The following is a 12,167-nucleotide window of genomic DNA, read 5'->3' as shown; positions in this document are numbered from 1 at the left end:
TGTGTATAAGAGACAGGTGTCAGTCACATCAATGTTGAATGTGCCACCGCTATCGCCAGCAAGCCGGCTCCTACAGGTTTAGCCCTCCTACCGTCCGTAGTCCCGTCGAAACTTTCTCGCTTGCCCCGCAGTCATCAAAAGACAGGGGCAACCGGGGACCCTCAGACGGGAGGCGACATGGCGGCGATTCACAGCGGTATTTCAGCTTGGCGCTTCTTTGCCTCCGGCGAGCCTGCGGCACAAGGCGTGCTGCCATGAACCGCGCCGAGCAGTTCAACCCCGACGATGACTCGTCAGGAACCGTGAACGCAGTACGCCGCTTCACCGTGCTGACGGTCAACACGCACAAGGGTTTCACCGCGCTCAACCGGCGTTTCATCCTGCCGGAATTGCGCGAAGCCGTGCGCAGCGTGTCCGCCGACGTGGTGTTTTTGCAGGAAGTCCACGGCACCCACGAGCACCATCCCCAGCGTTACAGCAATTGGCCGACAATGCCGCAGTACGAATTTCTCGCCGACACGCTGTGGCCGCAGTTCGCCTACGGACGCAACGCGGTGTACCCGGCAGGCGATCACGGCAATGCGCTGTTGTCGAAATTCCAGATCATTCGCCACGACAACCTCGACGTGTCCATCAGCGGACACGAAAACCGCGGCATCCTGCATTGCGTATTGCGCTTGCCCGTCGATGGCCCGGAGGTGCACGCGATTTGCGTCCATTTGGGACTGCGCGAAACCCATCGCAATGAACAGCTGAAGCTGCTGACCCAACGCCTCGCAGAATTGCCGAGCGACGCGCCGGTGATTGTCGCCGGTGACTTCAACGACTGGCGTCAGCGCGCCGACGCAATGCTCAAGCCCTGTGGTTTGCGCGAGGTGTTTGCCGAACTCCACGGCAAACCGGCGCGCAGTTTTCCGGCGCGCTTGCCGGCCTTGCGCCTGGACCGCATCTACGTGCGCAACCTCAAGGCCAGCCGTCCGCAAGTCCTGGCGGCGCGGCCCTGGTCTCACCTTTCCGACCACGCACCACTATCGGTGGAGATCGAGCTATGAGCAGCGCACCGATGGAAAAAACCACCGTGGATCACGTACCCACCAACCCGCCGGTGCGCGAACCCGGCGTGGTCGACGTTGAATACGGTTGGCAGGGCAACAACCGGGTGGAACTGCTGGAAAACGGCGAAGAATATTTCCCTCGGGTGTTCGAAGCCATGCGCCAGGCAAAGACTGAAATCCTCCTGGAAACCTTCATCGTTTTCGAGGACAAGGTCGGCGAAGAGCTGCAGCAAGTGCTGATCGACGCGGCTCAACGCGGCGTGCGCGTCACCGCCAGTCTCGACGGGTTTGGTTGTGGCGAGTTGAGCACCGGTTACCTTACGGCGTTGAGCGAGGCCGGCGTGCACCTGCAGATATTTGACCCGGCACCGAAGCGGCTGGGTATCCGCACCAACTGGTTCCGGCGCCTGCACCGCAAGATCGTGGTGGTCGACGGCACGATTGCGTTCATCGGCGGGATCAACTTTTCCGCCGACCATCTGGCCGACTTCGGCCCCGAGGCCAAACAGGATTACTCGGTTGAAGTGCAAGGCCCGGCAGTGACCGACATTCATCATTTCGCCCTGCTGCAAAGCGGTCGCCCGGCCCGCGCCAAATACTGGTGGCAACGCCGGCGGCAGCGGCGCTCGGAACTGGCGTTCAACGATCACGACGGCCAGGTCCGTTTGGTGTACCGCGACAACGGTGATCATCAAACCGATATCGAAGAGGTTTATAGACATGTCCTGCGCAGCGCCCAGCGTCGCGTGGTGATTGCCAACGCCTATTTCTTTCCCGGTTATCGCTTGCTGCGCGAGATACGCAACGCCGCGCGGCGAGGCGTCGAGGTGCGACTGATCCTGCAAGGCCAGCCAGACATGAGGGTGGCCAAACTGGCGGCGCGCATGACCTATGACTACCTGCTCAAATCCGGGGTGCAGATTCACGAATATTGCGAGCGCCCGCTGCACGGCAAAGTCGCGCTGGTGGACGAAGACTGGAGCACCGTCGGCTCGAGCAACCTCGACCCGCTGAGCCTGGCGATGAACCTGGAAGCCAATGTGCTGATCCGCGATCGCGCCTTCAACCGCGATTTGTTCGAACGCCTCGAGAGGCTGAGCGACAACCACTGCAAAGCCATGTGTGCGGACACATCCCCACGCGGACGGGTCTGGCACATGACCGTCGGTTTTCTGGTGTTTCACTTCCTGCGGCACTTCCCGGCGTGGGCCGGCTGGCTGCCGGCACACAAGCCACGCCTGAAGCCCTTCACCCACCTCGCCGGGGGCGATCACCATGAGCCGCGCTGAAACCCATTCGGCGCCTCACGCCGACAGCCCGCACAAGTCGCATTGGAGTCGCTGGAAGAAACCGCTGACGATGCTGTTTTTCCTGGCGCTGATCGTCCTGTTCACGATGCTGGCCCAACGCATCGAATGGAACGAGGTGTTCGACACCCTCGCCGATTTCAAGGTGCGCACGCTGGTCATCGCTTCCGGGCTGACGCTGGTGAGTTTTCTGGTGTACGCCTGTTTCGACCTGATTGGCCGCACCTATATTCGTCAGGACCTGACCTGGAAACAGATCCTGCCAGTGGGGATCATCAGCTACGCCTTCAACCTCAACCTGAGTGCCTGGGTCGGCGGCATTGCCATGCGCTATCGGCTTTACTCGCGGCTCGGCGTGAGCAAAAGCAACATCGCGAAAATCCTCGGCCTGAGCCTGGCGACCAACTGGTTCGGCTACATGGTGATTGCCGGCGCGATGTTCAGCAGCGGGCTGGTGCGCATGCCACCGGGCTGGAAACTCAGCAGTGGTGCATTGCAGGGCGTGGGGGTTCTGTTGCTGTTGGTGAGCGCGGGTTACCTGGCGGCCTGTCAGTATTCCAAGCGGCGGGAGTGGGCGATTCGCGGCGTCGAAATCAACTTGCCGTCCCTGCGCATGGCGGTGCTGCAACTGGCGCTCGGGGCGCTGAACTGGTCGCTGATGGCGGCGGTGATCTTCACCCTTCTGCCGAGCAAGCTGGATTATCCGCTGGTGCTTGGCGTGTTGTTGATCAGCGCGATTGCCGGGGTGATTACGCACATTCCGGCGGGGCTCGGTGTATTGGAGGCGGTGTTTGTGGCGTTGCTGCAGCATGAGGCTTCGCGGGGGAGCCTGGTGGCGGGGTTGCTGGCGTATCGGGCGATTTATTTTATCCTGCCGTTGTTGATTACGTTGGTGATGTATTTGATTGTGGAGGCCAAGGCCAAGTCGCTGCGGATTGCGAAGAAACCCAAGTGATCGGGGTGATAGTGAGGACGCCATCGCCAGCAAGCTGGCTCCTACAAGGTTTGCGTTAATCCTGTAGGAGCCAGCTTGCTGGCGATTCGCAAGAACACTGCAAATCTTAGGTCGACTGGATAATGCTCAACCGCTCACCCACCACCATCTCGGTAATCCAGTCCACCAGGATCGACGTATACGCCTGCTGCGAAACCGGCTCGCTCAACGCGTGATCGGCGCCGTCGATGATGCGGTGGGTCAGCGAGTGCGTCTGCTGACACGCCGCCCGGTAACTCATGATGGTCGCGTGGGGCACATAGTCGTCAGTCTCGGACTCCACCAGCAGCACATCCCCGGTAAATTGCGAACAGGCATGCAACGCGCGATTGCTGTCGGCGCGCACCAGCGTGCTGCGGTAATCACGCAAATCGAGCTTGTCCAGTTCACGCTTGGGCGCGTGCCATTGCTCATCGCGATACAACGCCGGCACCCGCAGCGCCAGCCAGCGCACGGGGCGCAATGAGGTCAAAATCGCAGCCAGATAACCGCCATAACTGGTGCCGACCACAGCAATCGCCGAGGTATCGAGCGCAGGGTGCGCGAGCAATCGGTCGTACGCCGCCAGCAGGTCACGCAGGTTGTCTTCGCGGGAGACCCGCGTCAGTGGAATGCCGGTGCCGCCGGTGTGCCCGCGCAAGTCAAACGTCAGGCACACGCAGCCCAGACCTGCGATGCCTTTGGCCCGTTCAAGATCACGCTCCTGACTGCCGCCCCAACCGTGCACGAAGAGCACGCCGGGGACCTTCGATTTGGGGCTGAGAAAAGTCCCGCTCATCTGTTCATCGTCGATGTCGATCTGAATGGTTTCGCTTCTAGCCGTCATAGGATTTGACCGTTACGTACTTGAGGAGAAATTCACTGTTGTGCGCTGGCCCGCGGTACACCTCGATGGCGTCCGCCGGCAGCGCTTGATCGATGTAGGTTTCCACCGAAGACACACGAATTGCGCTCATCTGCGGGTCGTTGACGAAGCTCTGCAACGCCGCCACTTCGGCGCTGCTGGCACCGCCCATGCGCCAGGACTGTTCAAGCACGCCGCTGCGCTGTGTGCCGTTACTGTCCAGGCCTTGCGCGATGTCGTAGTTGCGCCGCGAGGCATAGAAACCGGGATAGGCCTCGTCCGCCGCACGGTCAAACACTTGCGCTTGCCGGATGGCCAGCCGCACGTCGTCGGGCAGTTGCAGTTCGAGCAGTTCGTCGTAACCGCCCTGCACCACGAGCAGATTGGAACCGCCATAAACCTGCTCGCCATGACCGTCTGCGGTCAAGTACTGATCACCGCAGTAACTCAGCACTGTGCCGCCGATGAAGCTTTGGCCGACGCTGTGGGTCACCACCTCGGTCAGGTCTTGCTCCAACACCACGCCTTCGGTGAATAGCGCCTTGGCATCGGGTCTAGCGAGGATCGCATCGAATTGGTCGAGGCTCTGGATAACCTCCTGACCGCGTCCGGCGCAGGCATGGATCGGTTTCAGGCGAATCGGTCCGCTATCGAGCAAATGCTCCGCCGCAGGGCGCGCATCGTCGAGGGAGAACACGCTGAGCCCCTCGAGCACCACGTTGCGCACCCGTTCGCAAAACAACGGCGACCAGCCGTGCGGCGCAAAAGCGTTTTTGTTGCGCAAGCCGTGGCTGATGGCTTTGGTGCAGATGAAATCATGCTCAACGTAGCCGCCCCACAAATCCTCCGGGCCTTTGACGCCCAATTGCCGCGCGGCCGCAGCGCCGACAATGGTTTGTGTCGGCAGCAGATAAAGATCGCGACCGCTGTGGTGTTCGGGGTCGTAGCTGCCGCCGAATTTGAACCCGAGAACCTGCGCCAGCCAACGGGCCAATGCGTGATTGGTTTCGACTTCGTGCTGTGGCGCGTCGGGCCGCACCGAGTGGGCAACCACCAGTTTTTTGCGGTTTGTTGGGGTCATGCGTCCCCCTTCAATCAGCGCTTGATGAATGTAGTTGTAGGGGTGCAGAGATCAGGCCAACGGCAGCTGATTTGAAATAATCGGCAATTCAATCAGTTGCCGATTCGGTGATAGCAATGAGCCTGTCTCATTCTGCACGACGGCCATTTCGCTCCCGGCATTTTGCACGCCCCAAGCCTTGCAAAGATCAAACTGTGGGAGCGAGCCTGCTCGCGATGGACGTTAACGATAACGCGTGTTGTCGGAATGAAAGCGTCGTCCTCAGGTTCATCGCGAGCAAGCTCGCTCCTACAGGGTTATTCGTGTTGCTTATTGACGGGCTCCGGCGGCGGTCGGCGAAACGCCAAACCGCGTCCGATAATCACTCGGCGCCAGCCCGGTGATTTTCTTGAACGTCGCGCGGAAGGCGCTCGGGTCCTGATAACCGACGGTCCAGGCAATGTGGTCGATGGTGCCGTTGGTGAACTCCAACATTTCCCGGGCCTTACCGACCCGCAGGTGCTGGCAATACTCGGTGGGTTTAAGCCCGGTTGCAGCACGAAATCTGCGCAGGAAGGTGCGTTCTTCCAGCCCTGCCCGTTCAGCCATGGTCGCCAGCGACACATCGGTCGCGCCGGTGCTTTGCAGCCAATGCTGAACCTTGAGAATCGAGGCGTCGCCGTGGCTGAGAATCGGTGAAAAGTTGCTGCCACATTCACTCGCACTGTCGCTGTGTTCCACCACCAGAAACCGCGCAGTGCCGGTGGCGATGCTCGGCCCCAGCAATCGGTCGACCAGACGCAAACCCAGCTCGGACCAGGCCATCAACCCGGCGGTGGTGATCAAGTCGCCGTCATCGACGATCGGCGTATCGGCCTTGAGCTTGATCGCCGGATAACGCTCGGCGAACGCCTTGGCCGACGTCCAGTGGGTGGTGGCGCTGCGGCCGTCGAGCAGGCCGCTTTCAGCCAATAGAATCGAACCCACGCAGACGCCGCCGAGGGTCGCGCCTTGTGCGTGCTGCTGACGAATCCAGCGCAGCAAGCCTTGCGGTGCCTGGCCTTCGGAAAAACCGCCAATCGACGGCGGGATCAGCACTGCCACCAATGCGCCGTCCGGCGCGGGATGGCTGTCGTAGATGCGCTGGGGTGGTTGATCGCCATCGACCTGCCAGTGGCTGACCCGCAACAGCGGCAACTGCGCCGCTTGATAGTCCGCGGCAATCCGGTTCGCCACCCCGAACAAGTCGGTCAGCCCGTGCACCGCTGCCATCTGCGCGCCGGGATAAATCAGCACGCCCAGCTCGGCGATTGGCCTTTGTGCGTCCATTGTCAGTTTTCCCCCTTCTATTGTCGGTGCGGCCAATCCTCGGACGGTCCGCCAGAGCCAATACTTCATTCCACACCCACACACACTTCGAGGAAACAGTCATGGCCAAGCAAGCACTCATCGTAGTTGATATCCAAAACGACTACTTCCCCCAGGGCAAGTGGCCGCTGGTCGGCGCCGACGCTGCTGCGGATAACGCCGTACGTCTGCTTAAAGCTTTTCGTGATGCCGGTGATTCGGTGGTGCACATTCGCCACGAGTTCACTTCCGACGAAGCGCCCTTCTTCACCCCGGGCTCCGAGGGCGCGAAGCTGCACCCCAAAGTCCTGAACCGCGCCGACGAGCCGGTGGTGCTCAAGCACTTCGTCAACTCGTTCCGCGAAACTGAATTGCAGTCAATTCTCGACGAGCAGGGTATCAAGGAGTTGGTGGTGGTTGGCAGCATGAGTCATATGTGCGTCGACGGCATTACCCGTGCGGCCGCCGATATGGGTTACGCCGTCACCGTCATTCATGACGCCTGTGCCTCGCGGGATTTGGAGTTCAACGGACTTACGGTTCCGGCTGCCCATGTTCATGCCGCGTTCATGTCTGCGTTGGGTTTTGCCTATGCTCGTGTGGTGTCTACTGGCGAGTTTCTGGCTGGGTGAGGTGAGCTGAGTACATATCCGTTGCTGCGGTAACGGCTTCTATTGGTTTCGCTCTTACAGCGAGTCACTTTCGAAAAGCGCGAAAGTAACCAAAGCGCTCTTGCCCCTTTCGTTCGGTGCCTCGCTAAGGCTCGGCATACCCTCGCTCCGGTCCTGCTCCGTGGGCCCGCCGCGATCGGCCATCCATGGCCGGGGGCGGCTAACCCGGCATCCATGCCGGGTTGCCCACTGCGCAGAACCTCCACTCGGCCTCTCGAGGGGGCGACCACCGCCACAGCCGCCGAGGCGGCCTGAAAGCCGACCTGGCTCTTTGGTGCGCGCGTTCCCTCATTCCGGATATGTACACCTATCCCCTGTAGGAGCCGGCTTGCTGGCGATGGCGTCCGTCCAGCCAGTACAAACGTCGACTGCCCCACCGCTATCGCCGGCAAGCCAGCTCCTACAGTTGATCGTATTTATCCAAACACATACGCATTTCCCTTGTAGGAGCCAGCTTGCTGGCGATGGACGTCAACGATAACGCGGGCTGTCTGAGTGAACGCGTCGCCTAGACGTTTTTCGCCGGCAAGCCGGCTCCTACAGGGGATCGCGTGTGCTTTTGATTTTCACCACTCATCAGGCCGAGCGTTAGCTCGCCTTCCGCTTTTGATCTTGAGGTGCACGCCCCCTCGAGAGGCCGAGCGCAGGTTCTGCGTAGTGGGCAACCCGGCATGGATGCCGGGTTAGCCGCGCACGGCCAGGGATGGCCGATCGCGGCGGGCCCGCGGAGCAGGACCGGAGCGAGGGCATGCCGAGCCTAGGCGAGGCACCGAACGAAAGGGGCAAGAGCCCTTGGTTACTTGGGGCTTTTCCAAGTGACTCGCCGTAAGGGCGAAACCAATATCCGCCATCACCCAAAAAACGGATATACCCCCAATCCCCGCCCCCACCACCCATAAAAAATCTCACGCGTGAGCTATTGAGCCCAACAAAAATTGCCTGTAGTGTTTCTCACGCGTGAGTTTTTCACAACGAGGTCAGCACCATGAACAGCAGCTCTCCATCAGATCCGCCTTCCGGGTCTGTGAACGATTCAGCAAGCCGCAAGGGAGAGCGCTCGAAACCGTCCGCGAAAAAACCGTCGAGCTTCTACATGAAGCAGATGCGCGCGGGCCTGGGTGCCGCCGGTTATGTAAAACACGAGACTTGGGTGCTTCCCGAAAACCGAAGCCTGCTCAAGCAGATGGAGAAACAGCTACGCCAACCGATCCTGGCTGGCTCATTCATGTCGGAGAATTACATGAGCGCAGGTAACAACTGGAACATCGATCGCCTCTACAGCGCCCTTCAAGCCCTGGACGAAGTGGTCTCGAACGACATCACCCTCTCCCTCGTCCAAGGCTCCGAATCCAGCATCAAGCTGGAAATGAACGACTTCGGTGGCTTGCCGATTTACATCGCGGTTGTGGGCGACCAGATCATCGTCGATACCGTGCTGGTCGACGTCGAGTCGATCAAGGACGTGCCGGCCTTCAACGATGCCGTGCTGCGCAGCCGGGAAATGTTCCCGCTGTCGTCGATCGGCATCGAGTCCATGCCCAACGGGCAGGTCGTTTACAACATGTTTGGCGCGCTCAGTTCCGACTCGAGCCTGACCAACGTCGTGACCGAGGTCAAAACCCTCGTCGACAACGTGCAGCGCGCCAGCGAAGCCTTCGAACGTTTTTTCAATTAATTATTCGGGAATCAGGGAAAATCCAATGACTCAGTCCATCTGGAGCAAATTGTTCACCGCACTGCGTGGCGGTGCCAATGAAGTCGGCGAATCGATCGTCGACCAACAGGCCCTGCGCATCCTCGACCAGGAAATCCGCGATGCCGACAGCGCGCTGGCCAACGCCAAGCGTGAACTGGTGACCATCATGGCCAAGCACAAACTGTCCGCTGATCGCGTCAGCGAGTACAACGCCAAGATCAAGGACCTGGAATCCAAGGCGCTGGCCGCCATTCAGGCCAACCGCGAAGACTTGGCACTGGAAGTGGCCGAAGCCATTTCGACCCTGACCAACGAGCTGGATGTCGAGCAGAAGCAGGCCACCGAATTCGGCGGTTATGCGGACAACATGCGCAAAGACATCACCAAGGCTGAAAGCCGCATCAAGAGCCTGCGTCAGCAAGTGGACATGGCCAAGGCCCGCGAAAGCGTGCAGAAAGCCCAAGTCAGCGCATCCATCGCCAGCGGCGGCGCCAACGGCAAACTGGAAACCGCAGTCGGCACGCTGAACCGCTTGCAAGCCAAGCAGCAGCAACGCGCCGCTGAACTGGAAGCCCAGGACCAACTGGCCGATGCCTCGACCGGCACTGACCTGGAGCGCAAACTGCGCGAAGCCGGCATCACGCCGGACGCGGGCAGCGCCAACGCGATCCTGGAGCGCCTGAAGCAGAAATCGGCTGAGTAACCCACTCAGTCGCAGATGCATAACCTGTGGGAGCTAGCCTGCTAGCGATTACGGTTTGTCAGGCGACATTAATGTTGCCTGACACTCCCTCTTCGCGAGCAAGCTCGCTCCCACATTGGATATGCGCTTCAGTTTTCGTTGAATCGAGGTCAAGGATGGATGCCCTGAAGGGTTTCAAGACAATCGCCAGCCTCGCCATTTTCATGGTGGCGCTGCAACTGCTCAACGTCGCGACCGGCTACAGCCTTGTGGCATTCGGCCTGGTGCCGAGAACAGCCCACGGACTGGTCGGCATCATCACCTCGCCTTTTTTGCACGCGTCCTTTGCGCACCTCAGCGCCAACCTGATTCCCTTCCTGATTCTGGGCACCCTGGTCATTGTCGACGGGCTCAACCGGTTCCTGGCCGTCAGCGCGATCATCATTCTGCTGGGCGGCGCACTGGTCTGGCTGTTCGGGTTTTCCGGCGTGCACATTGGCGCCAGCGGCTGGGTATTCGGGTTGTGGGCCTACCTCCTGTCCCGCGCCTGGTTTCACCGCAGTTGGGGCAACCTGATCACGGCCAGCGTCGTGGCGCTGCTCTATGGCGGCCTGGTCTTTGGCTTTCTTCCGCGTCAGGGTGTGTCCTTCGAAGGACATCTCTTTGGGGCGCTCGCCGGATTTATTGCTGCCAAGGTACTTTTCTCTGCGCCGCGCAGCAGGTTTAATGCCGCCGGTTAACCGCACTTGAGCATTCAGACGCCGAGGCGATAACGTCGCCAGGAATGAGTACCCACGGAGTCAGGGACGAAATGTCGATTTTCCTTTTATTGCGCATGTATGCCTCGTCCCTCTTCCACCGATTCGGTTGGGTGGGACTGGTCATCGCCTTGGCCGTGCACCTGACCACGGCGTATCTGGGCCTGGTGTTGCTGGGCGAACAGCACCTCACCGCCCCCGCCACATTTACCTACTTCTATCTCACCACCACGCTTACCGTAGGCTATGGCGATCTCGCGCCACAGACATCGGCGGGGCGCATTTTCGTGGCCACCTGGGTCATGCTCGGCGGCATTGCGCTGCTGACGGCAGCCATCGGCAAAACCACCAGCAGCGTTATCGATGTATGGAGAAAAAGCATGAAGGGCAAAGGTGACTACACCGGCAATGTCGGGCATACGGTGCTCATCGGCTGGGAAGGTGCGTCCAGCGAACGGGTCGTTGAGTTGTTGCTTCAGGATGAAACCTCCAACGACAACCTGATCGTCATTTGCGATTGCACCCTTGAAGAAAACCCCATGCCTGGCCAGGCGTCCTTCATCAAGGGCGAAAGCCTGTCCTCGGTGGCGCTGCTACTGCGCGCTGGCGTTCCCGGTGCCGAACGCGTTTTGGTGCGAACCCATTCAGACGACCTGACCCTGGCCACCGTGCTGGCGGTCAATCAACTGAAGCCTGTCGGGCATGTGGTCGCCCACTTCAATGACAGTGAAATCGCCTCGCTCGCCAGCGCCTACGCCCCCAGCCTGGAATGCACATCAAGCATGGCCATCGAGATGCTTGTGCGCGCGTCTCAGGACCCCGGCTCGTCCGTGGTCATCAACGAATTGTTGTGCGTGGGCCAGGGCGCGACCCAATACCTGATGAAACTGCCCGAGACGTTTAACGCGACCTTCGGCGATCTGTACACGCAGATGAAAGAACGTCACAACGCCACCCTCATCGGCTACCGCGCCAAGGGCGCCCGACAACCATCGATCAACCCGCCTGGCGCCACACGCGTCGAGGGCGGCGAGCTCTTCTACATCGCCTCCACTCGCCTCAAGGAAATCTCCAATGGGATGGTTTAAACAGTTGTTGGGGCTTGAGGCCCCGAATGCGAATTCAGAATCGAAATGGACCACCAGCGAAACCCAGCCGGCCGCCGGCCCGTTGGGTCTGGCACTGGGCAAAGGCGTGATGTTCGACAGCACGCTGCAATTGTTGCTCGACGAAAAAACCGCCGTGGCCATCCCCGGCTCGCAGCAGATCTGGAGCAACGGCACCATTGACCTCGGGCAGTCGACCTGGCTGTCGCGCTACTACATGAACGACGAAGACTACTGGCTGCAAGTGCACACCACCGGCGATATCGCCGGCCAGGTCGAGTCGGTGATCCTGTTCAACTACCTCAGCTACATCACCATCAGCAGCGAAGCGGAGCTGCGCCGTCTGGCCGGCCCGAATAGCCTGATCGGGCTGCCGACCTACACCCACAACGGCGTCGAATACACCCGTGAATGGGGCACCGAGAATGGCCAGACTGAATTGGTGGCGTTGAGCGAACAGCTGAAAAACCCGGATGAGTCCTACAGCGTCGAGCACCGTTCGATGCTGTACGCCCGCGAAACCGGCCTGACCGACCGCCGTGAATTCCTGCTGTTTTCTGTCGAAGAAGACGCCGAAGGTACGATCAGCTTGAGCACTTCGCTGGGCATTTCGCTGTACACCACCGACCTGAACACTTTTTAAAAAG

At 60.2% G+C, this 12,167-nt stretch carries 12 protein-coding genes; 9 read left to right on the top strand and 3 right to left on the bottom strand.

The genetic code is table 11. The annotated features are described in order from the left end of the window. Positions 1-254 precede the first annotated feature (254 nt). Genes KGB24_RS14025 through KGB24_RS14015 form a run of 3 tightly spaced genes read left to right on the top strand, consistent with a single transcriptional unit; the run spans position 255 to position 3,317 of the window. Positions 255-1,052, top strand: a complete 798-nt coding sequence (locus KGB24_RS14025) for an endonuclease/exonuclease/phosphatase family protein (RefSeq protein WP_008034453.1) — start codon at positions 255-257, stop codon at positions 1,050-1,052. Continuing rightward, complete coding sequence (gene clsB, locus KGB24_RS14020) at positions 1,049-2,344, top strand: cardiolipin synthase ClsB (RefSeq protein WP_223415632.1); 1,296 nt, start codon at positions 1,049-1,051, stop codon at positions 2,342-2,344. The genes KGB24_RS14025 and clsB overlap by 4 nt, the downstream gene beginning before the upstream one ends. Beyond that, on the top strand, positions 2,331-3,317 hold the full coding sequence (locus KGB24_RS14015) for a lysylphosphatidylglycerol synthase domain-containing protein (protein ID WP_223415631.1): 987 nt from the start codon (positions 2,331-2,333) through the stop codon (positions 3,315-3,317). The genes clsB and KGB24_RS14015 overlap by 14 nt, the downstream gene beginning before the upstream one ends. Before the next feature lie 106 nt (positions 3,318-3,423). Here the strand turns inward: KGB24_RS14015 and KGB24_RS14010 are convergent, their stop codons facing one another. The 3 genes from KGB24_RS14010 to KGB24_RS14000 form a co-directional block, all read right to left on the bottom strand. After that, positions 3,424-4,182: an alpha/beta hydrolase family protein gene (locus KGB24_RS14010; RefSeq protein WP_008044043.1), complete on the bottom strand. Its 759-nt coding sequence runs from the start codon at positions 4,180-4,182 to the stop codon at positions 3,424-3,426. Continuing rightward, entirely contained in the window at positions 4,172-5,281 is a 1,110-nt protein-coding gene (locus KGB24_RS14005; protein WP_223415630.1) for a DUF3182 family protein, read from the bottom strand. The genes KGB24_RS14010 and KGB24_RS14005 overlap by 11 nt, the downstream gene beginning before the upstream one ends. A 309-nt stretch (positions 5,282-5,590) precedes the next feature. Continuing rightward, the gene (locus KGB24_RS14000; protein WP_223415629.1) at positions 5,591-6,589 is read right to left on the bottom strand and encodes a GlxA family transcriptional regulator; all 999 of its coding nucleotides are present in this window, start codon (positions 6,587-6,589) and stop codon (positions 5,591-5,593) included. A 101-nt stretch (positions 6,590-6,690) separates the two neighbouring features. On the opposite strand from KGB24_RS14000, the gene KGB24_RS13995 reads away from it, so the two are divergent. The 6 genes from KGB24_RS13995 to KGB24_RS13970 all read left to right on the top strand — a co-directional run bounded on the left by KGB24_RS13995 (position 6,691) and on the right by KGB24_RS13970 (position 12,163). Further along, positions 6,691-7,239 (top strand): cysteine hydrolase family protein, encoded by a 549-nt coding sequence (locus tag KGB24_RS13995; RefSeq protein ID WP_008044039.1) that lies wholly within the window; start codon positions 6,691-6,693, stop codon positions 7,237-7,239. Positions 7,240-8,371: 1,132 nt separating this feature from the next. Beyond that, positions 8,372-8,953 carry a YjfI family protein gene (locus tag KGB24_RS13990; RefSeq protein WP_085988408.1) on the top strand — a complete coding sequence of 194 codons (582 nt, stop codon included), beginning with the start codon at positions 8,372-8,374 and terminating at the stop codon, positions 8,951-8,953. 25 nt (positions 8,954-8,978) lie between these two features. Next, positions 8,979-9,677 (top strand): PspA/IM30 family protein, encoded by a 699-nt coding sequence (locus KGB24_RS13985; protein ID WP_008041320.1) that lies wholly within the window; start codon positions 8,979-8,981, stop codon positions 9,675-9,677. A 155-nt stretch (positions 9,678-9,832) separates the two neighbouring features. Continuing rightward, entirely contained in the window at positions 9,833-10,396 is a 564-nt protein-coding gene (locus KGB24_RS13980; RefSeq protein WP_008041319.1) for a rhomboid family intramembrane serine protease, read from the top strand. A 71-nt stretch (positions 10,397-10,467) separates the two neighbouring features. Continuing rightward, positions 10,468-11,502: an ion channel gene (locus KGB24_RS13975; RefSeq protein ID WP_192228085.1), complete on the top strand. Its 1,035-nt coding sequence runs from the start codon at positions 10,468-10,470 to the stop codon at positions 11,500-11,502. Then, positions 11,489-12,163, top strand: a complete 675-nt coding sequence (locus KGB24_RS13970) for a DUF2491 family protein (RefSeq protein ID WP_223415628.1) — start codon at positions 11,489-11,491, stop codon at positions 12,161-12,163. The genes KGB24_RS13975 and KGB24_RS13970 overlap by 14 nt, the downstream gene beginning before the upstream one ends. Positions 12,164-12,167: the final 4 nt, after the last annotated feature.

This window comes from Pseudomonas sp. BF-RE-25 (assembly GCF_019956105.1).
In the GTDB taxonomy this organism is placed as follows: domain Bacteria; phylum Pseudomonadota; class Gammaproteobacteria; order Pseudomonadales; family Pseudomonadaceae; genus Aquipseudomonas; species Aquipseudomonas migulae.
This window is presented reverse-complemented; position numbering and strand designations above follow the sequence as displayed.

Excerpts from the sequence above, each read along its gene's own strand:
- KGB24_RS14015 (WP_223415631.1), top strand. The coding sequence starts at position 2,331 with ATGAGCCGCGCTGAAACCCATTCGGCGCCTCACGCCGACAGCCCGCAC.
- KGB24_RS13995 (WP_008044039.1), top strand. The coding sequence starts at position 6,691 with ATGGCCAAGCAAGCACTCATCGTAGTTGATATCCAAAACGACTACTTC.
- KGB24_RS13970 (WP_223415628.1), top strand. The coding sequence starts at position 11,489 with ATGGGATGGTTTAAACAGTTGTTGGGGCTTGAGGCCCCGAATGCGAAT.
- KGB24_RS14010 (WP_008044043.1), bottom strand. The coding sequence starts at position 4,182 with ATGACGGCTAGAAGCGAAACCATTCAGATCGACATCGACGATGAACAG.
- clsB (WP_223415632.1), top strand. The coding sequence starts at position 1,049 with ATGAGCAGCGCACCGATGGAAAAAACCACCGTGGATCACGTACCCACC.
- KGB24_RS13985 (WP_008041320.1), top strand. The coding sequence starts at position 8,979 with ATGACTCAGTCCATCTGGAGCAAATTGTTCACCGCACTGCGTGGCGGT.
- KGB24_RS13975 (WP_192228085.1), top strand. The coding sequence starts at position 10,468 with ATGTCGATTTTCCTTTTATTGCGCATGTATGCCTCGTCCCTCTTCCAC.
- KGB24_RS14025 (WP_008034453.1), top strand. The coding sequence starts at position 255 with ATGAACCGCGCCGAGCAGTTCAACCCCGACGATGACTCGTCAGGAACC.
- KGB24_RS14000 (WP_223415629.1), bottom strand. The coding sequence starts at position 6,589 with ATGGACGCACAAAGGCCAATCGCCGAGCTGGGCGTGCTGATTTATCCC.
- KGB24_RS14005 (WP_223415630.1), bottom strand. The coding sequence starts at position 5,281 with ATGACCCCAACAAACCGCAAAAAACTGGTGGTTGCCCACTCGGTGCGG.
- KGB24_RS13980 (WP_008041319.1), top strand. The coding sequence starts at position 9,833 with ATGGATGCCCTGAAGGGTTTCAAGACAATCGCCAGCCTCGCCATTTTC.
- KGB24_RS13990 (WP_085988408.1), top strand. The coding sequence starts at position 8,372 with ATGAAGCAGATGCGCGCGGGCCTGGGTGCCGCCGGTTATGTAAAACAC.